Here is a 22,922-nt window from a genome sequence, read left to right on the forward strand (position 1 = left end):
CCCTCACCGCTGCTGTTGGACGCCGCCCGCCTACCCGGCGGCCCATGGACAGCCACCAGAACCGCCACCACGACCTGGGCCGGCCTGGAAGAAGCACTGGTCCCCTGCGGCCAACGCGTAATAGCCCCGGACAAGTCCCAAGTCCGTCTCCGAGTATTCGAGTCCCCCACCGGCACCTCGATCTCCGAACTGGTGATAGCCGACACAGACCCCACCCAGACCTTCAAACGCTTCTACGCCGAATGCACCACGGTAGGCCCCGTCGAAAGCAAGCCAGGCCCCAACCACGTCGCCCACCACAACAGCAAGATCGAAATCGCCACCTTCACCGCGAACCACCTCATCGTCATCAGCGGCCCGAACACAACAAAAGACCTCCCCAAGATCGCCGACGCCGCCAGAACGCAGGCATCCCAGGCGGAATGAGCCCGACGCCCCATCCAAACGCCCCCCGGCCATGGCCGACGCCCGCCACTTGATGCCCACCATCATTCGGCGGCGCGGACAGACTCGCCGTACCCCCGAAAATCGTGCCTACGGCGCACCCTTATTTCCTGCGACCCGCGCCACACTCACGACTCACCGTCGCGCAGGCAACGACCACAGTGGAAGGTCGTCTACACCAGATCCCACGGATCGGACATGGCATCACACTTCACTGTCGAGTGACAGGCTCTGGGCGTTTGGTAGCGGTGCTACGCGTTGCCGGTGCGGAGCCAGGTGCCGACGCCGTCAAGCGTGCCCTCGCCGCTGCTGATGTCGACCTGGACGGCGAGGTCGGCGATGGTCACGGCGCGTAGGGCGTCGCGGCGGGCCGACTCGGCGGTGGACATCGCGCGGGCGATGGGGCAGGGCTCGGTGCAGGCTTCGGCGGGGGTCGCGAGGGGGCCGCGTCTGCGGATCTCCGTGCAGATGAAGGACGGGGCGGGGCCGTCGATGGCGTCGACGACGTCGAGCAGGGTGATCGACGACGGGGAGCGGGTCAGGACGTAGCCGCCGGACTTTCCCTGCACCGAGTGCACGAGGCCGGCTCGGGCGAGGGCCTGGAGCTGTTTGGCCAGGTAGGTGGGTGACACGTCGTGCAGCTCCGCCAGCCGGGCGGCGGGTACCGGCTCCACCACGGACGTGAGCACGACGCAGCAGTGCAGCGCCCACTCCACGCCCCCGGACAGCCTCATCCTGGCATTTTATCCGCACGCACCAAACACGGACACAACACGAGAACGCCTCGGCCCCCCGCGTCACCGCCTCGCCCGGCCTCCGGCTCCGCCACACCAAGATATTCGGGAAACACCGGAAACGGCTCTGTTGTCCCCTGCATCAGGACGCCGTCCGCTTTTCCCGCACAAAACACATCGTCGTCTCCGCTGTCGCCGGTTCGACGATACTCGCCTATATATGGGGAGCGTCCGCGGCATGCCGGGCATCCACCTGAAAAGCGTCCTGCCGCACGTGGGGAAAAGCGATCGGCATTCGTCTCGGACTACCGCCCTGGAACGCGGTGCCGACCCTTCCGGGGCCGCCTGACAGGGCACCATCCTGCCGGGACCGCAAAAAAGGACCGCCTACCTCGCCATTCACAAAAATGACCCGGTATGTCCATTCCGCGAGCTACAGGCACGCGTTACCCGCGATATGTTTCCGCTACAAGATGGCACCACAATCATTACCTACGGCCGACCATTCCTCACCCTTACCCCTGTTCAACCACTGGGTAATGTCTAGTCGAGCACACTCGCTAATCACCGATCGACAGGGTTCGTAGCAATTGGGCCCGTCCCGGTGATTGACTCAAGGGAGAATTCATACATGATTCGCCGCCTTCTGGTTACTTCGGCCTGTATCGGAATGGCCGTCATCGCTCCCGCGGCGGTGGCGTCCGCCGACACGGCGGGCAAGTCCACCACCAAGGCCTCCACTAAGGCCGGCTGCTGCGGCTGCCCCCCGGTCGTCGCCCCCCCGCTCCTCACCCCCGCGGTCATCCCGACCGTCGTCGGCGGCTGCTACGGCTACGGCGGGGCCTACGGCACCGGCTACGGCGCGGGCTACGGCGTGGGTTACGGCGCCGGCTACGGTAGCGGCGGGGGTTACGGCGTCGGCTACGGCGTCGGCTACGGCAGCGGCGGGGGTGGCGGCGTCGGGTACGGCGTCGGCTACGGCCGGGGTGGCCTGCTGGGCGTGGGCCTCGGCCTCGGCGTCGGCCTCGGCCTCTGACCTGTGCCGTAAGGCGATGGCGGCGCCATCGTGGGCCCCGGCCCGCGATGGCGCCGCCTTTCTCGTGTTCCGGCTTCCTGGTGGCCGGGCGGTCCGGGCGGAGCCACGGCTCCGCCCGGACCGGATTCCGAGAGGCGGCGCGTGGGCCTACCGCGAGTGCCTGATGACGACGCTCCTGCCGTATGCCGAGGGGCCCGGCGCCGATCGGTCAGGCGCGAGCTGGATGTTCCCCCGCCCCTGGTACGGCGGCTGGACCTGGTAGGGCTGCCGAACCCCGTAGGGCGGCCGAACCCCGTAGGGCGGCCGGACCTGGTACGGCGGCCGGACCTGGTAGGGCGGCCGGACCTGGTAGGGCGGCCGGACCTGGTAGGGCGGCCGGACGGGATGGGGATACACGGGGGGACCCGGCCGGACGTACGGAGGACGCGGCGGGTAGACGGGGTACGCCGGGTAGCCCGGATACGTGGGGTAGCCGGTGGTGCGGACGCACTCGTACTGCGGGCACGGGGTGGTGAAACACTGCTTGGGCGCGTACACGCACATGTAGCCGGGCGGGCACCGCACGGTGGCGCACCCGTCGCAGCCCGGCCGCGGATCCGACGCCGTGATGGCCCGGGAGACGGACGAGGCCGCCGATCCTTCCGGTGTGAGACGTGCCGAGTCGGCGGAGGCGGTCATCGCCGAGAACGGCACACCCGCCAAAGCCGCCACAATGATAAATGTTGCTCGGACCATGATAAATCCCAAATCCCTTCTCGATTCCCCGGTCGACGACATCAAATCCATTGGATATCCATCGGATTTATGGCATCTCACGCATAGGCCTCTCGATTCACTCTGATCATCCCATTAAGCGACCGCCATCCAGCGGAGGGTGTGCCGTCGCCACGGCCAGAAAACGGTAAAAACGCCGCCGCGCACAGAAAAGTCCGGCAGCTCGGCACGCCCCGTTTCCACGCGGCGGCCTCCAGAAAAGGGAACAGGCCGGGCATCTTGAAATCCCCGGAAAATCCTCTCTTATCCCCGCCGTACCGCGGCCCTGTTTCGCGACATGGAAAAGGGGTGCGAGTCGGGAACGACTCGCACCCCTTTCAGTCACCCTCCCCGCTGACCGTCAGAGACGATCAGATGACGCACACGGGGTACGCGGTGACCCCCACGCACTGGTAGGGGTACGGATACGGCCGTGGGTTGACCACGACGTGCGGATACGGGTACGGGTACGGCCTCGGACGCGGCCTGACAACGGTCGGGTTCGAGGTGGTCCCGGGCGGACCGGCAGGCCCAGGAGGGCCTTCTGGCCCGGGAGGACCGGCAGGCCCTTCAGGACCCTCAGGACCGGCGGGACCCTCAGGACCGGCGGGCCCAGGAGAGCCACCCAGTCCGGGAGGACCGGCGGGACCCTCAGGACCAGGCGGGCCGGCAGGACCGGGCAGACCGTCCGCACCGGGCGGACCGGCAGGACCGTCCAGACCGGGAGGACCATCCAGTCCAGGAGGACCGGCAGGACCGGCGGTGCCGTCCAGCCCGGGAGGACCAGCGGGCCCAACAGGACCGGCAGGACCGTCCAGGCCAGGAGGACCGGCGGGACCCTCAGGTCCGGGCGGGCCGGCAGGACCGGGCAGACCGTCCGCACCGGGCGGCCCGGCGGGACCGGGGAGGCCGTCCAAACCGGCAGGACCAGCAGGTCCAGGAGGACCGTCCAAACCGGCAGGACCGGCAGGACCAGCGGGACCGGGGAGGCCATCCAGACCGGCAGGACCGGCAGGACCAGCGGGACCGGGGAGGCCATCCAGACCGGCAGGACCGGCAGGTCCGGCGGGACCGGCAGGACCGGGGAGGCCATCCAGACCGGCAGGACCAGCAGGTCCAGGAGGACCGTCCAAACCGGCAGGACCAGCGGGACCGGCAGGACCCGGAAGGCCGTCCAAACCGGCAGGACCGGCAGGCCCGGCAGGACCAGCGGGACCGGGGAGGCCATCCAAACCGGCAGGACCAGCGGGACCGGCAGGACCCGGAAGGCCGTCCAAACCGGCAGGACCGGCAGGCCCGGCAGGACCAGCGGGACCGGGGAGGCCATCCAAACCGGCAGGACCGGCAGGACCGGCAGGACCAGCGGGACCGGGGAGGCCATCCAGACCGGCAGGACCAGCAGGTCCAGGAGGACCGTCCAGACCGGGAGGTCCGGCAGGACCGGGGAGGCCGTCCAGGCCGGGAGGACCGGCAGGGCCGGGCAGGCCGTCGGCACCAGGAGGACCACCGGGCCCGGGAGGACCGGCGGGGCCGGGGAGTCCGTCCAGACCGGGCGGACCGGCAGGACCGGCAGGGCCGGGTGCGCCGTCCAGGCCGGCGGGACCAGGGGCGCCGTCCAGGCCGGCGGGTCCGCGCGGGCCGCGTGGGCCGGCGGGGCCGGGAGGGCCGGGAGGGCCGGGCGGGACCCTGCAGAGGTATTGAGGCAGATAGAGGTATCTGCACAGCGGGATGGTGTCGGGCAGGGCCGCTTCGGGCCTGGGTGTCGTGTACCACCGGACGACCGGAGCCGCCACCGGCGCCAGTGCGACCGCCGGTGGCGGGCACCAGACGATGGCGGGGAGACAGTTCCCGGGGGCTGCGAGATTACCCGGGGTCGCGGCCGTCACCCCGTGGCCGGACCAGGCGGCCGCGGGCTTGACGGCTCCCAGGTCGGGCAACCAGGCGTTGCTCGCCTCGGCGCCCGCGACGGCGGGCGCGGAGGCGAGAACGACCCCCGTCAGCGCGCAGCCGAACAGTGCGCGTTTCATCGATTTAGCCACTCTTCATTCTCTCCCGGATATCCTTGTGGAATCCCTTTTGAAAGGGACACTGATCGTCGGCGGTTTCAGGTCGGCCGGCTTTCTCAGATAGATCGGCATTCGTCCAGGAAAGTCGTGGAGCCTGGTGCGGGAACATCGCACCCATCGGACGAAAAACACCTTCTACCACCGAATACAGAAAGCCATTCCGAATCAAGCGAGGGGCGTCGGTCCCATGGGCCCGGGCGGCGGCGGCGCGGTCACGGTGTCCGGAAACCCAGGACGTAGCTGCCGGAGCCGCTCGAGGCGAGCACCAGGTAGCGGTAGTAGCCGGGCGTACCCGTGTAGGAGATGGTCTCGTGGTTGGACAGGCCGTTCGCGGTGGCCACGGTCGTCCATCCGTCACCGTTCCACTTCTGCAGGTAGAGGTCGAAGTCGGTACCGGCAGGAGCGTGCAGGCAGCCGGTGTGCACTCCCCGGACCGTCGACCGGTAGTACAGGCCGTCGGGCTGGTAGGCGGACTGGTCGGCGCGCAGGGACCCGGTGGCGGTCCGCGGGTAACCGGTGCAGGTGCCCGTGACCGGCGGTGGCGAGATGCCCGCGGTGGTCACCAGAGTCAGGCCGAGGGCGCCGAGGATCGGGAGGAGCGGCTGGAAGTAGGTGGTCCCGCCCAGGCTGCAGTCCCCCGAGCCTCCGGAGGTGACGCCTTGGGCCTGGTCGACGGCGAGGAAGGATCCGCCGGAGTCACCGGGTTCGGCGCAGACGTTGGTACGCACCAGGTGAAGGACGTTCCCCTGGGGATAGGTCACGCTGGCGTCGCGCTGCTGGATGGTGCCGCAATGCCAGCCGGTGGTGGAACCCGACCGGCACACCGACGCGCCGACGACGGCCTCCCGGGCACCGGCGACGGGCACGGTGCCGCCTGGTCCGGCCACCCACGGCCTGGGCGTCCAGTTGGCGTTCACCGCGACCCACGAGTAGTCGCTCCCCGGGAAGGTGGAGGCCTGGAAGACGCCCTGAGCGACCCGGTTGAATCCCGTGGTGGTGTCGCCGGGCCTGCCGCAGTGCCCGGCGCTGACGAACGCGCCCTGGGTTCCGCGGAGCACCGAGAAGCCGACGGAGCAACGGCTGGCGGTACCGATGTAGTAGGCGTCGCCGCCTTTCACGTCGTACAGGGGCCGGGGACGTTCGGTGGAGGGCTGGACCTCCACCACGGCCCGTTCCACCCCGGTACCCGCGATGTGGTTCTGCGCCTGGCTGGGCTTCGGGGAGAGGACGACGATCTTGTTGGTCCGCACCTCGATGAAGCGCGCCGTCAGCACGTCCGGGACCGCGGGTAGCTTCGTGTCGAGTTGCCGCAGGACCTTCGTGAGCTCGATCAGCGATTTGCCGACGACCTTGGCCTGAGCGCCCGCGGCGACGATCTCGGGAACGTCGGCGGCGCTGACGGTGGCCACGGTGAGGACCGCCGAGGTGGATCCCGAGAACCAGGAGCCGCCGTAGCGCGGACCGATTCTCTGGCGGAGCCACGTCGCGGTCGGTGTCAGGCGGGTCTCGTTGAGAAGGCGGGCCTCGGCCTGGCTCCTGGTGATGCGGAGATCGCGCTGGAGCGCCTCAAGCAAGCCGGGCGGCGGCTTGCGGGTGCCGGAAACCCTCTCCGCAGTCGCGGCGGTGGGGACGGTCAGGGGTAGAGCGGCGAGCGCCAGCACGCATCCCGTGGTGACGACATGCCTGCGAGACATGGATCTCCCCTCGAAATCTCGCCGCGAGGGGACGGCGTCATGGCTTGTCGATCATGCGACGGACAGCAGCGTAACGTCATCACCGCAGGTCCGCGACCCGCGCCACGCCGTGATGATCTGACGACCCGCACCTCCACGGCGGACGACCTGGTCCTGGCGTTCGCCCGCACCCCCGATACCCGGACATAAAGTGTCCGGGTATGGTGGGGCGAACGTCTGAATCCGACCGAGAGGACCATCATGAAGATCGCAGTCATCGGCGGGACCGGCCTGATCGGCTCGCAGGTCGTGGCGAACCTCGCCGCCGCCGGGCACGAAGCCGTGCCGCACTCGTTGTCCACGGGCGTGGACGTCATCACCGGTGAGGGCGTGGCCGCCGCGGTGGCGGGGGCGGACGTCGTCGTCAACCTCACCAACTCCCCGACCTTCGACGACGCCTCCCCCGCCTTCTTCCAGACCTCGATGGACAACCTGCTCGCCGAGAGCGCGAAGGCCGGCGTCGGGCACTTCGTCGTCCTCTCCATCGTCGGCGTCGACCAGGTGCCCGACCTCGTCTACTACCATGCGAAGGTGCTGCAGGAGAACCTGCTGCGGGCCGGTGCGGTCCCGTTCTCGATCGTGCGCGCCACCCAGTTCATGGAGTTCGTGGACGCCGTCCTGTCCTGGACCGCCGACGGCGAGACCGTGCGCCTGCCGCGCACGCCGATCCAGCCGATCGCCGCCGCGGACGTCGCCGCCGGGGTGTCGGAGGTCGCCGAGGGGGCGCCACTGAACGGCGTTCGCGACATCGCGGGCCCCGAGGTCTTCACCCTCGACGAGCTCGGCCGGATCACGCTGCGGGCCAAGGGTGACGGCCGGTCCGTCGTCGTCGACGGCACCGCGGGCATGTTCGCCGCGGTCAAGGGTGACGTCCTCACCGCTCCGGCCGGCGCCGTGATCGCCTCCACCCGGTACGCCGACTGGCTCGCACGCGCCTGAGCCTGTTCGTCCTCAGGGCCCGGCCGCGCCTGAGCCTGTTCGTCCTCAGGGCCCGGCGGCGCCGAGCAGGGACCGCGCGCGGTCGCGGTCGATCCGCTCGCCGTCGGTGACGAGGTGACGGGCCGCGGGCATGACGAGGTCCGCGGCGTCGAGCGCCGCCCGTGCGTCGCCCGTCCTTCCCTGTTCGGCGTGGAGGTGGGCCAGCGCGTCCAGGGCGAGCACCTCGGTCTCGGCGTCGTGGACGTGGCGCGCGGCCGCGACGACCGCCGAGAGCCGCTCGACGGCGTGCGGCGCGCCGTCGTCGGCGTCGAGCGCCGCCAGCACGTACTCGGCGGGCACGGCGGCGTCCCCACCGCCCGCCGCGGCGTACCAGCTCCGCGCCGATCGCACGACCTCCCGCGCCGGCCGCCGTTCGCCGGCCGAGCGCAGGACGCGGCCGAGGCGGAGCCCGGCGGCGGCGACCGTGCGGAGGTCGCCGGTGGCGTGGGCGGTCTCGATGGCCCGCTCCAGGGTGGCGATCGCGGCCCGATGGTCGCCGCTCTGGTGCTGGGCACGGCCCAGGCCGGCCAGGTGGTGCGCCTCGGCGGCGGCGAACCCGAGCTTGTGCGTCGCGTCGGCGGCCCGCCGCAGGTGGGCGGTCGCGTCCGCGAAGCGGTGCTCGGCCTGGGCCAGACCGCCCAGCATGGCTTCGAGGTGGTTCAGCGCCCACTGGTCGCCGAGCGGGCCGAGCAGGCGCAGGGCCTCGTCGCAGGCGGCCTTGCCCCGATCCGTCGCGCCGAGGGCGATCTCGGCCCAGGCGGAGAGCAGCCAGCTCGCGCCCTCCTCCCACACCCGGCCGAGGCGGCGGAAATCGGCCCGGCAGCCGGCGAGCAGGACCAGGGCGTCCTCGGCCCGGCCCTGCTGGCTGCGGACGAACGACAGGTACAGCCTTCCCACGGCGCGCTGCTCGTCGCCGGCGACGCGCGCCGCCTGCTCGATGTCGGCGGTGGCGAGGTCGAGGTCACCGCCGGACGCCTCCAGGAATCCGGCCAGGAGCAGCGCGTTCGCGCGGTCGCGGGCCGGGGCCGCGGTGCCCGCGGAGGTGAGCGCGGCGCGGACGCGGCGCGCGGCGTCGGGGCCGGCGCCCAGGATGGCCCAGGACCAGCCGAGACCGCCGGCGATGCGCAGTCCCAGCGGCGGGTCGTGGGTACCGGCCCACGTCAGGGCGGCGTCGATGTTCGCCCGCTCGGTCCTGACCAGCGCCAGGTGCCCGGCCTGTTCCGATCCCCGCGCGCCGCGCCCGGCGCGGTCGGCCGCGGCGGCGAACCACGCGGCGTGCGCGCCGAGGGCGGCATCGGCCATGCCCGCCTCGTTCAGCTTGTCCAGGCAGAACGCGCGGACGCTGTCGAGCAGGCGATAGCGCACCGTGCCGCCGGGGCCGGCGTCCACACCGACGAGGGAACGGTCGGCGAGACGGGTGACGACGTCGACGGCCGACGCGGGCGGGACGCCGAGGGCGGCGAGCACGTCCTCGACGGCGGGCAGCGGCGCCCCGTCCGAGAAGCACGCGAAGGCCCACAGACCGCGCTGGTCGTCGGGGAACAGCAGGTCGTAGCTCCAGGCGATGGCCGCCCAGAGGGTGCGGCGGCGGGGCGGGCGGTGGCTGGTCGGGTCGGTCAGCAAGGTGAACCGGTCGTCCAGGCGCCGGGCGATCTCCTGCACGGAGAGCACCTTGGCCCGTGCGGCGGCCAGTTCGATGGCCAGCGGGAGACCGTCGAGCGAGCGGCACACGGCCTCGACCACCGGCCCGGTACCGGCGTCCAGGCGGAACGACCGGCGTTGCCGTGCCGCGCGCCGCGTGAACAGCTCGACGGAATCGGCGATCGTCAGCGGTTCCAGCGGGTACACGGCCTCGCCGTCCATCCCCAGGGGCACCTGGCTCGTCGCGAGCACCCGTAACCCCGGTGCCGCGCTCACCATGCGGCCGACCGCCTCGGGGAGCGTCTCGACGAGGTGCTCGCAGTTGTCGAGCACGAGGAGCAGGCCGGATCCGCGAAGCCGGTCCAGGACCATCGCCTCGGTGGCCGCACTCACCCCGAACGCCTCGCCGACGCTCTGCCACAACGACGCCCCGGGCCGCGTGCTCTCCAGACGGACCAGCCACGCGCCGCCGGGGGCCCCGCAGCCCCGGGCCACCTCGATCGCCAGCCTGGTCTTGCCGACCCCGGCCGGGCCGGCGACGGTCACCAGCCGTTGGTCCCCGAGCAACCGGCCGACCGCCGCGAGGTCCGCGTCGCGGCCGATCAGCGACGCCGACAAGCCGGGCAGATTGCCTCGTACCGGTCCGGCCGCGCTCACATCTCCCCGTGCCGGTCCGGCCGCGCTCACATCGTGCCGGAGGATCCGCTGCTCCAGCGCCCGCAACTCGGCGCCGGGGTCGAGCCCGAGCTCGTCGGACAGCCGGCGCTGGACCCGGCGGTAGGCGGCGAGGGCGTCCGCCTGCCGGCCGGCCCGGTACAGCGCGGTGATGAGCAGCTTCCACAGGCCCTCGCGCAGCGGGTGAGCCTCGACCAGGCCCTCCAGCTCGCCGATCAGCTCACCGGCGGCCCCGAGGTCGCATCGGGCGGCGAGGTGGTCCTCGGTCAGGCGTAACCGGGCCTCCTCCAGGCGCGCGCGGTGCGGGGCGAGCCACGCGCCGTCGCCCGCGCCGGGCAGGAGTTCGCCGCGGAACATCGCCAGGGCCGTCGCGCAGGCGCGCACCGCGGCGGCGGGGTCGCCGGCGTGGCGCAGGGACGCGGCCGACTCGGCGAGCCGGAGCACTTCGAGCGCGTCGACACGGCCCGGGTCGACGGCGAGGGTGTAGCCGGCGCCACCGCCGGTGACGAGGCCCGGGTCCCCGAGCACGCGCCGCAGCTTCGACACCTTCGACTGCAACGTGTTCCGGGCGACGCCGCCCGCCTGGTCCGACCACAGATCCTCGATGAGGCGTTCGGCCCGCACGAGCACACCGGCGTCGAGGGCCAGCCGGACCAGCACCTCGGTCGTCTTCCCTGACGGTACGACCAGCCGGGCGCCGTCGCGGCGCACCTCGACCGGGCCCAGTACCGCCATGGTCAGCACGTCTAGAGCATAGGTCCGTGGCGCGCATCAGCCACGGGTCAGCCGGGCGACAGCCCGGTCCGCGACGCTCCTCGCATGACACAGGCCGACACCGACACGCTGATCCGCCGGCTCATCGGCGGTGACGCGGCCGGCGTCCTCGACCGGGCCCGGACCAGCGACGAGCCGATCCTGCTGGTCGCCGCGGCGCTCGCCGACCCCGCCAAGCGAGACCTGCTGGCACGGGCGGCGCGGCTGGCGGCCACCACCCGCGACCGTCAGCTCGTCGCCATCGCCACCGCCCACCTCGACGGGGACGGCGACCGCGTGGACGCCCTCGCCCGGGACCACCTCGCCGACCACCCCGGCGACATCCTCGTCGCGTGGATCGCCGGGCGTGCCGCGACACCCCTGCACGACCCCCAGGAGAAGACATGAACCGCAGACTCACCGCAGTCCTGCTCGTGGCCGCCGCGGTGCTGACCAACGTGGCCTTCACGGCGCTCGGCACCATCTTCAACTACCCGGACGTCCTCAAGGAGCCGGTCGGCGACGTGCTCGCCGCGTTCCGCGCCTCGCGGACCGCGGTGGCCGCGTGGTTCGCGGTGATGGCCTTCTCGGCCGCGCTGTTCGCCCCCATCGCCGTCGGCGTCGGCCGGCTCTCCACCCGCCGGGTGATGCGCCTCGCGGTCCCGGTGGGTGTCGCCGCCGCGGTGGCGCAGGTCGCCGGCCTGCTGCGCTGGCCTCTGCTGGTTCCCGGGTACGCCGCCGGCGCGGCGAGCGCCGATCCGGCCGTCGCCGCCGCGGCGCGCGACTCGTTCGCCACCGCGCACCTGATCCTCGGCAACGTCGTCGGGGAGACCCTCGGCTACCTCCTCACGTCCGCGTGGACCCTGCTGGTCCTCGCCGCCCTCGGACGGGTGATCGCCGGCCGCTGGTTCACCGCGCTAGGCGCCGTGTCCGCGCTGCTCATCCTGGCCGGTGTCCTGTCGCCGCTGGACCTTCCCGCGATCGACATGGCGAACTTCGCCGGATACGTCCTGTGGAGCGTCTGGCTGGTGGCCTTCGCCGTCCTGCTCGTCCGCCGTACCCGCACCCCCGCGAGCCCGCCGCCGGTGTCGCCGGCCGTGACCGTGAACTAGGTCAACGCGACACCGAGGCGGGTGCCAAGCGCGAGAAGGTCCTGCCAGACCCCGGCGGGTACGGGGATGCCGGCCTTCTCGCGGTGCTCCCGGGTGGCGCGTTCCGGATCGCCGGGGAGGCGCACGGCGTCGGCACCGGGGGACGGCGGGGAGCTCCGCAGGGCGTCGGCCGCGTCGCGCACGTCGCCCAGGTAGGCGTCCTGCGGGACGAAGGCGGCGGGGCGCAGGGCGATCAGCACGACGCCGTTGCCCCACACGTATCCGGGCAGGCACGACGGGTGGTTGCCGGACAGGGCGCCGCCGAGCAGTTCCACCAGGACCGACAGGCCGTAGCCCTTGTGGCCGCCGAACGGCAGCAGCGAGCCGCCCGCGTAGTAGTCCTCCGGGTCGGTCGACGGGTTGCCCGCGGCGTCCTGGATCAGGCCGGGCGCGACGGTGCCGCCCGCGGAGCGGACGACGCGGAGCTTGCCCTCGGCGACGGCGGCGGTGGCGAAGTCGACGATGACGGGCGGCCGGTCACCGGACGGGATGCCCGCGGCGAACGGGTTAGTGCCCAGCATGCGCCGCGCCCCGCCGTACGGCGCCACGGCCGGGTCGGCGTTGCACCACATGACGCCGGCCAGGCCGCGCTCGGCGAGCCGCTCGACGTACTCACCGATGCGGCCGACGTGGTTGCAGTTCCTGACGGTGACCACGCCGGCGCCGAAGCGGCCCGCGAGTTCCGCGACCCGCTCCACGGCGAACAGCGCGGCCGGTTGCCCCCAGCCGCCGCGACCGTCGACCACCGCGGTCGCGCCCTCGCTGGCGACCACCTCGGGGCGGGCGGCGGGCACGGCGAGGCCGCGGTCCACGAACTCGGCGTACCAGGGCAGCCTGATCACGCCGTGCGAGTCGTGGCCGGCGAGGTTCGCCGCGACCAGCGATTCCGCGACCTGAAGGGCGAGGTCGCCGGGGGTGCCGAGGCCCTCCATGACGGCCGTCGCGATCCCGGTCAGGCGGTCGGCGGGCAGCACCGGCGTCCCGTCCGGGGGTCCCCCGGGGGCTCGTGCCCCCGGGGTCGCGTCCTGGCCGGTCATCGGGGCACGCCGTCCGCGACGCGGGCGCCGATCGTGCCGCCCGCGTTGAGCGCCAGGTTGCCGCCGTCCACCGGGAGGGTGACGCCGGTGACGAAGCCCGCCGCGTCGCTGCCGAGGAACACCGCGACCGCGGCGATCTCGGCCGGTTCGGCGAGCCGCCCGAGCGGGATGCCCGCCACGAACCGGTCCGACACCCGCCCGTCGTCGAAGCGCCGGTCCGCCAGCAGCGAGCCGATGCCCTCGGTGCGCACCTGGCACGGCTGGATCGCGTTCACCCGGATGCCGTACGGCGCCCACTCGATGGCGAGTTCCTTGGTGAGCTGGTTCACCGCGCCCTTGGTGATGCTGTAGGCGAAGTTGCCGCGGCCGAGCGCGCTGGACCCTCCGATCGAGCTCATGTTCACGATCGCGCCGCCCCGCCCTCCGGCGATCATCAGCGCGCCGGCGGCCTGCGCGGCGAGCAGGTAGCCGGTGACGTTGACGTTCACCACGTGGTGCCACTCGCCGAGCGTCAGCTCCGCCGGCGGGGTGTGGCTGCCGGCCGCCGCGTTGTTCACCAGGACGTCGACCCGCCCGTACCGGGCCTCGATCTGGTCGAACGCGGCCCTGATCTGGTCCGGCTCGGCCATGTCGCAGTGGAAGAAGGCCGCGTCGGCGCCCGTGGCGGTGAGCTCGTCCGCGGCCCGCCGCCCGGGTCCGGCGTCCCGGTCGAGGCCGGCCACGGTGGCGCCGCGCTCGGCGGCGCGGGTGGCGACGGCCCGGCCGATGCCCTGCGCGGAGCCGGTCACCACCAGCACCCGGCCGTCCAGCCGGAACGGGTCCCCGCCGCCGGTCAGGTCACCTGTGCCGAGACTCACGCCGTCCCGCCGTCCACCACGGGGTTCTCCAGCGCGCCGAGGCCGCTGATCTCGACCCGGACGAGGTCACCCGGGCGCAGCCAGCGCCGCGGGTCGCGGGCCATGCCGACGCCGGACGGGGTGCCGGTGGCGATGATGTCACCCGGGTACAGCGTGATGACGCTGCTCAGGTACGACACCAGCCGGCGGACCGGGAAGACCATGTCGCCGGTGCTCGCCTCCTGGAGCACCTCGCCGTCGATGGTCAGCCGCACCGTGAGGTCCTGCGGGTCGTCGATCTCGTCGGCGGTGGTGATGTACGGGCCCACCGGGCCGAAGCCGTCGAAGCTCTTGCCGAGGTCCCACTGCGAGGTGCGCGACTGCCAGTCCCGCGCGCTCACGTCGTTGAACGGGGCGTAGCCGGCGACGTGCGTCAGGGCGTCGGCCTCGGACACGTGCCGGGCCGTCGCGCCGATCACCACGGCGAGCTCCGCCTCGTAGTCGATCTCGGCGGACTCGGCCGGGAGCACGATCGGGCGGCCGTGGGCGCTGAGCGCGTTGGTGAACTTCCCGAACACCGTGGGATAGGGCGGCAGGTCGCTGTTGGTCTCCGCCGCGTGGTCCGCGTAGTTGACCCCGATGCAGATGATCTTGCTGGGGTGCGGGACGGCGGGCAGCAGCTCCAGGTCGGCGAGCTTGCCCACCCGCGCGCCGGCGTCCGCCGCGCCGGCGGCGCGGCGGAGGGCGTCGCGGTCGGCGAGCAGGTCGTTAAGGGCCGCGGGCAGCGAGGGATCGGCGTGGCGCGGGTCGGCGACCGTGCCGTCCTGCGCGACCACGCCGTACCGGTCACCCTGCTCGGTGCGGAAACTGACGAGTTTCATCGGGCCTCCTGGGGGCCGTCGGCCAGCACCTGCCGCACCGCGCGGACCACGTCGCCCTCGGTGGGCAGGATCGCGTCGAGCAGGGCGGGACTGTGCGGGATGGGGGTGTGCGCGCCGGTGACCCGGTGGACCGGCTGGTCCAGGTACCAGAACGCGGATTCGGTGACGCTGGTGACGATCTCGGCGGCCATGCCGCCGTACCGGGGGGCCTCGTCCAGCACGACGACCCGGCCGGTGCGCCGGACCGACTCGATGATCGTCGCGGTGTCCAGCGGGTAGAGGGTGCGCAGGTCGATGACCTCGGCGGAGACGCCGTCCCCCGCGAGCGCCTCGGCGGCGCCGAGGGCGAGACGCACGCCGTAGCTGTAGGTGACCACGGTGACGTCGGTGCCCGGCCGGGCGACGTGGGCGCGGCCGATCTCCACGAGGTCCTCGTCGCCGCCGACCGGCCCGCGGGCCCCGGTGAGCTTCTTGTGCATCATGAAGATCACCGGGTCGCTGCCGCGCAGCGCGGACTTGATCAGGCCCTTGACGTCGTACGGCCGGTACGGCGACACCACGCTCAACCCGGGCAGCCCGGCCAGCCAGGGCTCCAGGCTGTTGTTGTGCTGCGCGCCGCCCTGCGCCACGCCGGAGGTGGCGCGGATGACCAGCGGGACCGGCGCGCCCCACATGTAGCGGAGCTTGGCGGCCTGGTTGGCGATCTCGTCCATGGCTCCGTAGGCGAAGTCCATGAAGTTGAGGTCGACCAGCGGGCGGGTGCCGGCGAGCGCCGCTCCCACGCCGGCCGCCACCATGGCCGCCTCGGAGATCGGCGCGTCCCGGACCCGGGTGCGGCCGAACAGGTCGCCGAGCCCCTTCACCTGAGCGAAGTGGCCGCCTCTGTCGAAGATGTCGGTGCCGAGCACGAAGACGGACTTGTCCCGGTCCATCTCCTCGCGCACGCCCTGCTGGAACGCGACGGAGTAGCTGATGTCGGCGCTCATCGCGCGCTCCTGTTCCAGGCGGAGACGTTCTCGGCGGCGGTGGAGGGGTCCGGCCATGGTGACTCCTCGGCGAAGCGCACGGCGTCCTCGACCTGCTCGCGCGCGGCGGATGTACGACGGTCGAGCTCGTCCGGGTCGAGCAGACCCTGCTCGCTCAGCCGGGCGCAGAACTGCTCGATGGGGTCCTTCGAGGTGCGCCATCCGGCGACCTCGTCCTCGGTGCGGTACCTGATCACCTCGCCGCTGTTGTGACCCTTGTAGCGGTAGGTGAGCAGCTCCAGGAAGGTGGGGCCGCCGCCGGACCTGCCGCGCTCGGCGGCCTCGTGCACGGCCTGATAGACGGCGATCACGTCCTGCCCGTCCACCTGGTGGGACGGCAGGCCGAACCCGGCGGCCCTCGCGGCGACCGATTCGCCGCCGGTCACCTGGCTGGACATGGTCTCCACGGCGTACACGTTGTTCTCGCAGACCGCGATGAGCGGCAGCCGCCAGACCGCGGCGAGGTTCACGAACTCCCACACCCGGCCGGTGTTGGCTCCCCCGTCGCCGAAGAAGCCGAGCGCGACACGGTCGCTGCCGTTGACGACCTGGCCGAGGGCCGCGCCCATGGCGATGCCGAGCCCGGCGCCGACGATGCCGTTGCTGCCCCACATGCCGCGCTCGAAGTCGGCCAGGTGCATCGAGCCGCCGCGGCCGCCCACCACGCCGGTGGCCTTGCCGTACAGCTCGGCCAGCACGTTCCGGGCGGGGAGGCCCTTGGCGAGGGCGTGGTGATGGGAGCGGTGCGTGCCGGACACGACGTCGTCCGGCCGCAGGGCGCGGACCGCGCCGACGGCCACGGCCTCCTGGCCGATCGCGGGGTGCATGCCGCCCGGCACCTTGCCGCGCAGGGTCAGCTCGTCGGCGACCTCCTCGAAGCGGCGGATGAGCAGCATGTCGGAGAGCCAGTCGAGCAGTTCCGCCTGGGGTGTTCCGGCGAGATCGGCGCCGGACGCGGCGATGGTCATGATTGCCTTCCTTCTGGGCCGGGAACGGCACCGGATCCGGCCAGTAGCGTGGGTGTGGCGAGGATCGCGGCGAGCCGTTCGAGCACCTCGGCCGCGTGATGTCCGTCCCAGTACCTGTGGTCGGCGTTGAGCGTGGCGTGCATCGTCGTGCCGACCGCCAGCCGCCCGTCACGCACGACGGGCCGCTGCGCCGCACGCCCGACGGTCAGCAGGACGCTCTGCCCGTAAGGGACGACGCCGGTGAAACTGTCCACACCGTGGCTGCCGAGGTTGGACAACGTCCCCGCAGGCGTCTGCCCGTCCTGCGCCGTCATCCGGCCGTCCCTGGCGCGACCGGCCGCCGCCTGCCGTGCCGCGGACAGCGCGGGCAGGTCCTGCCGGGGCACCGACGGCAGCACCGGGATCACGACACCGCGCGGCGTCGCCACCGCGAGCCCGATCGCCACATCGATGCTCCCCTCCCGCTCGACCAGCGCCAGCGCGAAGGCCCGCAACAGGAAGTCCGTGAGCGTCAGCCGCGACAACACCACCTTCCACCCGGCGAGCGTCTCCAGCGCCGCCTCCATCCCGATCTCCCGGGACACCGTGAAGTGCGGAATGCTCTGCCACGACAACGACACCGACTTCGCGATCGCGGCCCTGTGCCGATCCATCCCCTCCGGCACGACATACGCCTCAGCCACAGGCACCTCTCGCCCAGCGGAAACCACACCGCCTCCACGCACAACCGACCCGGCAGAAGCCGCAGCCGACGCGGGGGTGGGAGCGGGCAACCCCGTGAGGGGTGAACCAGACGCGGGCAAGTCGGCACGGGTGGAAACCGCAGCGGACGCGGACGCGGGGGCGGGGGCGGGAGCGGGCAACCCTGTGGGGGTTGAACTGGACGCGGGCAAGTCGGCACGGGGGTAAGCCGCAGCGGACGCGGGGGCGGGCGACCCGGCAGAAGCCGTGGCGGACGCGGGGGCGAGCGGCCCCGTGGGGGGTGAAATGGATGCGGGCAAGTCGGCACGGGTGAAAGCCCCAGCGGACGCCGACGGCCCGGCCGAGGCCGCGGCGGACGCGGGCAACCCGGTGGGGGGTGAAACCGATGCGGGCAAGTCGGCGCGGGTGGAAGCCGTAGCGGGTGCGGGGGCGGGAGGCGTCGCGGCGGGTGCTGTGGTGGCCTGGCCGGACGCGGCGGCCTCCCAGGCGAGACGGCGGCGCCGGGGGCTCAGTTCGTGCGGGCGGCGGCCGGTGGCGTCGCCGTTCACCGCCGGGCCGTTCACCGCCGCGCCGGACGGTGCCGCGCCGGACGGTGTGCCGGGAGTGGCCGGTCCTGCGGCGGTCGGGCCTGTCTCGGCGGCGGCGGGTTCTGCCGTGGCAGGGGACTCGGCCGGGGGGCCGGAGGCGGTGGACTCCGGGGCGGGGGCGCCGGGGGCGAAGACGTGGCTGATCGTGGTGCCGGGCTGGATGTGGGTGGAGGCCGGGTAGAGGTGGGGGCCGAGGATGCCTGTGTCGGGGCTCTCGACCTCCAGTTCGGCCTTCGCCGTCTCGACCAGGGCTACCGGCTCGCCGGCGGCGACCTCGTCGCCCGGGTTCTTCAGCCAGCTCACCAGGAGGACCTCGTCGGGGGCCATACCGAGGACCGGTATGTAGATCTCGGTCACCGTGCGCTCCCTAGGATGGTGCCGTCCCGGACCGCGGCGGTGCCGGAGTGCGTGGCGGCGGGACGGGACCGGCGGCCCTGCCGGGCCGGCTCACCGGCGAGGTCGAGGACACCATCCGGAACGGGACAGCATGGCGGCGACATGGATGAACCTCCGTGACGGGGGTCTGGATCGGCGGGGTGTGTCGGAGGGCGGGCTACCGGCCGCGGCGGAAATGCGGGTCACACTGACCACGCGAGGGAACTAGACATAAGATATCGGACGTCTGATGTCTACCGTAGGGATCCCAGGAGAGCAGGTCAAGATGGTGGAGCCAAGGCCTCGCACCGGCACGCGGCAGCAACGGCTCATCCAGGAGCGCGTCAAGCAGCTCATCTTCGACCGCGGCCTGCGCCCCGGCGAGGCGCTGCCGACGGAGAACGACCTCATGCAGGAGCTGGACGTCTCCCGCGCCTCGCTGCGGGAGGCGCTCAAGACCCTGGAGGCCCTGGAGATCGTCGAGGTCCGGCACGGCCACGGCATGTTCGTCGGCAGCATGTCCCTGGACGCGCTGGTCCACGGCCTGGTCTTCCACGGCCTGCTCAGCCAGCGGCAGGACGTCACCGCGGCCGCCGAGCTGGTCGACGTCCGCGACATCCTGGAGTGCGCGCTGGTCAGGCGGGTCGCCACCACGATCGACGAGGACGGCATCGCGCGCCTGGAGCAGATCGTCGAGCGGATGGAGGAGCTCGGCCGGCAGGGCGAGCCGATCGTCCCGGAGGACCGCCGCTTCCACGAGGAGCTCTACGCCCCGCTGGGAAACCGCCTGGTCATCCAGCTGCTCCGCGCGTTCTGGGAGGTGCTGGAGGTGGTGCGCCCCGAGCTTCCGGGCGGGCGCAGGTCCTCCCCCGCGCAGGACGCCCACCACCACCGGCTGATCCTGGAACGGCTGCGCTTCCGCGACCCCATGGGCGCCGAGCTCGCGATGCGGGAGCACTTCGCGGGCACCCACGCCTGGCTGAACCCCGCCACGGCGCCGGCCGAGGGGGCTTGACCGCGCTCACCGGCGGTCTATAGCGTACGCAGACATCAGACGTCCGATATCCGAAGTCTCTGCGGTATTCGCGCCTCAAGGAGATCAGCGTGGGCCGATTCGAAGGACGCACCGTACTCGTCACCGGTGCCGGATCCGGCATCGGATTCCACATGGCCTCCCGGTTCCGCGACGAGGGAGCAGTGGTCTACGCGGCGGACATCACCCCCGGCGGCTGTCCCGGCGGGACCGTCGCCCTGAGTCTCGACGTCACCGAGGAGCGGCAGATCCGGGAGACGGTCGAGCGGGTGCTGGCCGACACCGGCCGGCTGGACGTGCTGTGCAACAACGCGGGCATCGGTTCGACCAAGAACCCGATCGACTGCACCGCCGAGGAGTGGGACCACGTCTTCGCGGTGAACGTCCGCGGCGTCTTCCTCGGCACGAAGTACGCCCTGCCCGCCATGCTCCGCCAGGGCAAGGGCGCGATCGTGAACACCGCCTCGGCGGCCGGTTCCGTGGGGCTGATCGACCGCGCGGCGTACGGCGCGAGCAAGGGCGCGGTGATCGCGTTCACCAAGCAGGTCGCCGTGCAGTACGCCGGAACCGGTGTGCGCTGCAACTGCCTGGTCCCCGGCACCGTGGACTCACCGTGGGTCGGGCGCCTGCTCGACGAGGCCGGCGACCCGGCCGAGGCCCGCGAGAGGCTCATCGCGCGGCAGCCGGTGGGCAGGCTGGGAGTCCCCGCCGAGATCGCCGAGGCCGCGCTCTACCTGGCCTCGGACGACGCGGACTTCGTCACCGGCACGGAACTGGTCATCGACGGCGGCCTGCTCGCCCGCTGACGCCCCGTCTCAGACAGGCTCGCCCGCGACGGCGTCCTGGCGAAGGGGCGCCGGCATCGGGGTGACCGATGAGGGATCGCCGGTCTCGCCGAGGGCGGCGACCAGGCGTTCGTAGCCGCCCTGGACGTGGGCGCGGATCATCTTCTGGGCGTCGCCCTTCCTGCGGCGGCGCAGCAGGTCGAGCAGGTGGTGGTGATCGGTCTCCCAGTCGACGTTGTAGTCGGGGCGCAGGGTCATGCGGATCATCAGGACCCAGTGGATCTGCGACCGCAGGCCCTCCCAGGCGCGGTACAGCGGGGCGTTGTGCGCGGCGAGGTAGATGGCGTCGTGGAACCGGATGTCCCAGTCGGCGGCGGCGGCCGGGGTGCGCGCGGACGGGCTCGTCCGGAGGAAGTCCTGCAGGACGTCCTCCATCCGCTCGAAGTCCTCTTCGGTGGCGTTGCGGCAGGCGTACTCGATGGCGACCTGTTCGAGCGCGCGGCGGGTGCTGTAGATGTGTTCGTGGTCCTCACGGGAGAGGGTGAGCACACGCGCGCCCCGGTGGCGCTCGATGACGACGAGGCCCTCCTGCTCCAGCCGGAGCAGCGCCTCGCGCACGGGGCCGCGGCTGACCTTCTTGCGGCTCGCCAGCTCGTCCTCGCGCAGCCGCTCGCCCGCTTTGAGCTCGCCGGAGACGATGGCCCGGCGCACGTCGTCGGTGACCTCGTCGGTGAGAAGGCGCCGTCGCGCGGGGCCGAGCACGGCGAGGGGCTGGGCCATGAGGGTCTCCTGTTGATTTCAGATTGTTGACAAACAACTATACAAGACCCTTATGAAACGCCCCTCAGGCTGCCTCCCGCGTTCAGACTGAGGTTGCCGCCGTCCACCGGGAGGATCGCGCCGGTCACCATGGCCGCGGCGTCGGAGAGAAGGAACAGCACCGCGTTGGCGATGTCGGCGGGCTCGGCGAGCCGCCCGAGCGGGATGCCGCGCAGCATGCGGGCGAGCAGTTCGCCGCCCTCGGACCCCGGCGTCTCGACGAGGGTGCGGAAGAGCGCGGTGTTGACCTGGCAGGGCTGGATCGCGTTCACCCGGATGCCGAGGGACGCCCACTCGACGGCCAGCTCCCGGGTGAGCTGGTTCACCCCGCCCTTGGCGACGCTGTAGGCGAAGTTGCCCCGTCCGAGCGCCGAGCTGCCGGCGATCGAGCTGAGGTTGACGACGGCCCCGCCCTTCCCCGCCGCGATCAGCCGTCGGGCGACCGCGCGGGCGACGAGGAAACCGCCGGTGAGGTCGACGTCGAGCACTCTGCGCCAGTCGTCCGCCGCCAGTTCCTCCGGCGCGGTGTGCACGCCGATCGCCGCGTTGTTGACCAGCAGGTCGACCGTGCCGCGCCGCGCGGCCGCCTGTTCCACCAGGTTCTCGACGGCGTCCTCGTCGGTGATGTCGGCGACCGTGCCGAAGGCGCGCACGCCCCGCGCGGTGAGGTCCGCGACGGCCTCGCCGAGTTCGGCCTCGCGCACGTCCACCAGCGCGATCGCCGCGCCACGCGCGCCGAGGACCTCGGCGACCGCGCGGGCGATGCCCCCGGCGCCGCCGGTCACCAGGGCGACCCTTCCCGTCAGGTCGAAAACGTCGTTGCCACCGGCCATTGGGCACCTCTTTCCTGTGCAGTGGTGTGGTGATCGGCCCCTGTCTGCGGGCCCGGTACGGATCAGTCGGGGACGACCGTGAGCCTCGGCACGGCGGGCTCGACGGCCATCCGCCCGTGGGCCGCCTCCCGGCGGGTCGCGTAGGAGATGACGTCGGCGATGGTCCACTCGGCCAGCCGTCGCGCGGCGGTGCCGGAGTTCCACGCGTTGTGCGGGGAGAACAGCAGGTTGGGCGCGGTACGCAACGGGGACGAGCCGGGCAGCGGCTCGGTCTCGAACACGTCCAGCCCGGCGCCGGCGAGGTGGCCGTCGGCGAGGGCGAGCGCCAGCTCCTCCTCGTCGACGAGGCCGCCGCGCGACACGTTGACGATCAGTGCCCCGGGACGCATCCGCCGGATCTCCCGCCGGCCGATCACGTGCCGGGTCTCCGGGGTGAGCGGGACGTGCAGGGAGAGCGCCTCGGCGTCGTCGAGCAGCTCGCCGAGGTCCGCCACCATGCGGGCGCCGGGCACCGGCTCGGTCACCAGCGGATCGAAGACCCGGACCTCGCGGACGAACGGCACCAGCCGGTCCACGACGGCGCGGCCGATCCTGCCGCAGCCGAGCACCGCGACGGCGGCGTCGTCCAGCGAGAAGATGGGGCCGATGTCGGCGGCGCCGCCCCAACCGTCCCGCCGCACGAGGGCGTCCGACTGGCTCAGCCTGCGCTGCAGCGACAGCAGCATCGCCATCGCGTGGGTGGCCACCTCGCCGGTCGCGTAGGCCGGCTGGTGCACGACGGCCACGCCGTGCCGGGCGGCGGCGTCGAGGTCGATCGTGTCCAGGCCGACCCCGGCCCGGCCGATGACCCGCACCGAGTCCGCCATCGCGGCGAAGTGCGGCTCGTCGAGCCGGTGCAGGGTGACCACCAGCGCGTCCGCCCCGGCCGTCAGCTCCGCGACCTGCGCCGGGGTGTCGACGGGCCCGGTGACGAAGTCGGCCTCGCCCCGCAACCGGACCGCGAACTGGTCGAGTACGGCGATCGCTCCCTGCGCCACCGAGATCTTCATTGTCACGCTCGGTCCTCCAATGTTTCTT

At 72.5% G+C, this 22,922-nt stretch carries 22 protein-coding genes and 1 pseudogene; 8 read left to right on the plus strand and 15 right to left on the minus strand.

The window, feature by feature from the left end; genetic code table 11:
* The coding region (locus ACFP1K_RS20455) for a hypothetical protein (protein ID WP_380755640.1) at window positions 1–426 on the plus strand (426 nt) is incomplete at its 5' end.
* A 269-nt stretch (window positions 427–695) separates the two neighbouring features.
* Here the strand turns inward: ACFP1K_RS20455 and ACFP1K_RS20460 are convergent.
* Window positions 696–1,178, minus strand: coding sequence for an RrF2 family transcriptional regulator (locus tag ACFP1K_RS20460; protein WP_380755643.1), 483 nt, complete (start codon window positions 1,176–1,178; stop codon window positions 696–698).
* 670 nt (window positions 1,179–1,848) lie between these two features.
* Between ACFP1K_RS20460 and ACFP1K_RS20465 the strand changes: the two genes are divergently transcribed.
* Window positions 1,849–2,214 carry a hypothetical protein gene (locus ACFP1K_RS20465; RefSeq protein ID WP_380755645.1) on the plus strand — a complete coding sequence of 122 codons (366 nt, stop codon included), beginning with the start codon at window positions 1,849–1,851 and terminating at the stop codon, window positions 2,212–2,214.
* A gap of 147 nt (window positions 2,215–2,361) precedes the next feature.
* Here ACFP1K_RS20465 and ACFP1K_RS20470 read toward each other — a convergent pair whose 3' ends face one another.
* The 3 genes from ACFP1K_RS20470 to ACFP1K_RS20480 all read right to left on the minus strand — a co-directional run bounded on the left by ACFP1K_RS20470 (window position 2,362) and on the right by ACFP1K_RS20480 (window position 6,727).
* Window positions 2,362–2,925, minus strand: coding sequence for a hypothetical protein (locus tag ACFP1K_RS20470; protein WP_380755647.1), 564 nt, complete (start codon window positions 2,923–2,925; stop codon window positions 2,362–2,364).
* Between the two features lie 403 nt (window positions 2,926–3,328).
* Window positions 3,329–4,474, minus strand: coding sequence for a hypothetical protein (locus tag ACFP1K_RS20475; protein ID WP_380755649.1), 1,146 nt, complete (start codon window positions 4,472–4,474; stop codon window positions 3,329–3,331).
* Between the two features lie 771 nt (window positions 4,475–5,245).
* On the minus strand, window positions 5,246–6,727 hold the full coding sequence (locus ACFP1K_RS20480; RefSeq protein WP_380755651.1) for a S1 family peptidase: 1,482 nt from the start codon (window positions 6,725–6,727) through the stop codon (window positions 5,246–5,248).
* 240 nt (window positions 6,728–6,967) lie between these two features.
* On the opposite strand from ACFP1K_RS20480, the gene ACFP1K_RS20485 reads away from it, so the two are divergent.
* Window positions 6,968–7,705: an SDR family oxidoreductase gene (locus tag ACFP1K_RS20485; RefSeq protein WP_380755653.1), complete on the plus strand. Its 738-nt coding sequence runs from the start codon at window positions 6,968–6,970 to the stop codon at window positions 7,703–7,705.
* 45 nt (window positions 7,706–7,750) lie between these two features.
* Here the strand turns inward: ACFP1K_RS20485 and ACFP1K_RS20490 are convergent, their stop codons facing one another.
* Entirely contained in the window at window positions 7,751–10,795 is a 3,045-nt protein-coding gene (locus ACFP1K_RS20490; RefSeq protein ID WP_380755787.1) for a BTAD domain-containing putative transcriptional regulator, read from the minus strand.
* 84 nt (window positions 10,796–10,879) lie between these two features.
* Here ACFP1K_RS20490 and ACFP1K_RS20495 point away from each other — a divergent pair, with 84 nt between their 5' ends.
* Both ACFP1K_RS20495 and ACFP1K_RS20500 read left to right on the plus strand, forming a co-directional pair.
* Complete coding sequence (locus tag ACFP1K_RS20495) at window positions 10,880–11,221, plus strand: hypothetical protein (RefSeq protein WP_380755655.1); 342 nt, start codon at window positions 10,880–10,882, stop codon at window positions 11,219–11,221.
* The gene (locus tag ACFP1K_RS20500) at window positions 11,218–11,925 is read left to right on the plus strand and encodes a DUF4386 family protein (protein WP_380755657.1); all 708 of its coding nucleotides are present in this window, start codon (window positions 11,218–11,220) and stop codon (window positions 11,923–11,925) included. Before ACFP1K_RS20495 ends, ACFP1K_RS20500 begins: the two co-directional genes overlap by 4 nt.
* Here the strand turns inward: ACFP1K_RS20500 and ACFP1K_RS20505 are convergent.
* The 6 genes from ACFP1K_RS20505 to ACFP1K_RS20530 are packed head-to-tail and all read right to left on the minus strand — an operon-like array spanning window position 11,922 to window position 17,394.
* Window positions 11,922–13,001, minus strand: a complete 1,080-nt coding sequence (locus ACFP1K_RS20505) for an Ldh family oxidoreductase (RefSeq protein ID WP_380755659.1) — start codon at window positions 12,999–13,001, stop codon at window positions 11,922–11,924. The genes ACFP1K_RS20500 and ACFP1K_RS20505 overlap by 4 nt on opposite strands.
* Window positions 12,998–13,858, minus strand: a complete 861-nt coding sequence (locus tag ACFP1K_RS20510; RefSeq protein WP_380755661.1) for an SDR family NAD(P)-dependent oxidoreductase — start codon at window positions 13,856–13,858, stop codon at window positions 12,998–13,000. Before ACFP1K_RS20510 ends, ACFP1K_RS20505 begins: the two co-directional genes overlap by 4 nt.
* The gene (locus ACFP1K_RS20515) at window positions 13,855–14,718 is read right to left on the minus strand and encodes a fumarylacetoacetate hydrolase family protein (RefSeq protein WP_380755663.1); all 864 of its coding nucleotides are present in this window, start codon (window positions 14,716–14,718) and stop codon (window positions 13,855–13,857) included. The genes ACFP1K_RS20510 and ACFP1K_RS20515 overlap by 4 nt, the downstream gene beginning before the upstream one ends.
* Complete coding sequence (locus ACFP1K_RS20520) at window positions 14,715–15,761, minus strand: alpha-ketoacid dehydrogenase subunit beta (RefSeq protein ID WP_380755665.1); 1,047 nt, start codon at window positions 15,759–15,761, stop codon at window positions 14,715–14,717. The genes ACFP1K_RS20515 and ACFP1K_RS20520 overlap by 4 nt, the downstream gene beginning before the upstream one ends.
* Window positions 15,701–16,711, minus strand: a complete 1,011-nt coding sequence (locus tag ACFP1K_RS20525) for a thiamine pyrophosphate-dependent dehydrogenase E1 component subunit alpha (RefSeq protein WP_380755667.1) — start codon at window positions 16,709–16,711, stop codon at window positions 15,701–15,703. Before ACFP1K_RS20525 ends, ACFP1K_RS20520 begins: the two co-directional genes overlap by 61 nt.
* Complete coding sequence (locus ACFP1K_RS20530; protein ID WP_380755789.1) at window positions 16,708–17,394, minus strand: 2-oxo acid dehydrogenase subunit E2; 687 nt, start codon at window positions 17,392–17,394, stop codon at window positions 16,708–16,710. The genes ACFP1K_RS20525 and ACFP1K_RS20530 overlap by 4 nt, the downstream gene beginning before the upstream one ends.
* 304 nt (window positions 17,395–17,698) lie before the next feature.
* On the opposite strand from ACFP1K_RS20530, the gene ACFP1K_RS20535 reads away from it, so the two are divergent.
* The gene (locus ACFP1K_RS20535; protein ID WP_380755800.1) at window positions 17,699–18,181 is read left to right on the plus strand and encodes a hypothetical protein; all 483 of its coding nucleotides are present in this window, start codon (window positions 17,699–17,701) and stop codon (window positions 18,179–18,181) included.
* A gap of 20 nt (window positions 18,182–18,201) precedes the next feature.
* Here ACFP1K_RS20535 and ACFP1K_RS20540 read toward each other — a convergent pair.
* Window positions 18,202–18,327: pseudogene (locus ACFP1K_RS20540) on the minus strand (biotin/lipoyl-containing protein); the annotation flags it as partial.
* Between the two features lie 298 nt (window positions 18,328–18,625).
* Between ACFP1K_RS20540 and ACFP1K_RS20545 the strand changes: the two are divergent.
* Window positions 18,626–19,390, plus strand: coding sequence for a FadR/GntR family transcriptional regulator (locus ACFP1K_RS20545; protein ID WP_380755669.1), 765 nt, complete (start codon window positions 18,626–18,628; stop codon window positions 19,388–19,390).
* An 89-nt stretch (window positions 19,391–19,479) separates the two neighbouring features.
* Entirely contained in the window at window positions 19,480–20,214 is a 735-nt protein-coding gene (locus ACFP1K_RS20550; RefSeq protein WP_380755671.1) for an SDR family NAD(P)-dependent oxidoreductase, read from the plus strand.
* A 9-nt stretch (window positions 20,215–20,223) separates the two neighbouring features.
* Here ACFP1K_RS20550 and ACFP1K_RS20555 read toward each other — a convergent pair whose 3' ends face one another.
* From ACFP1K_RS20555 to ACFP1K_RS20565, 3 genes are all read right to left on the minus strand, one after another.
* The gene (locus ACFP1K_RS20555; RefSeq protein ID WP_380755673.1) at window positions 20,224–20,973 is read right to left on the minus strand and encodes a GntR family transcriptional regulator; all 750 of its coding nucleotides are present in this window, start codon (window positions 20,971–20,973) and stop codon (window positions 20,224–20,226) included.
* 50 nt (window positions 20,974–21,023) lie between these two features.
* Complete coding sequence (locus ACFP1K_RS20560; protein WP_380755676.1) at window positions 21,024–21,845, minus strand: SDR family NAD(P)-dependent oxidoreductase; 822 nt, start codon at window positions 21,843–21,845, stop codon at window positions 21,024–21,026.
* Window positions 21,846–21,907: 62 nt separating this feature from the next.
* Entirely contained in the window at window positions 21,908–22,894 is a 987-nt protein-coding gene (locus ACFP1K_RS20565; RefSeq protein ID WP_380755791.1) for an NAD(P)-dependent oxidoreductase, read from the minus strand.
* Window positions 22,895–22,922: the final 28 nt, after the last annotated feature.

Source organism: Sphaerisporangium aureirubrum (assembly GCF_042658925.1).
Classification (GTDB): domain Bacteria; phylum Actinomycetota; class Actinomycetes; order Streptosporangiales; family Streptosporangiaceae; genus Sphaerisporangium; species Sphaerisporangium aureirubrum.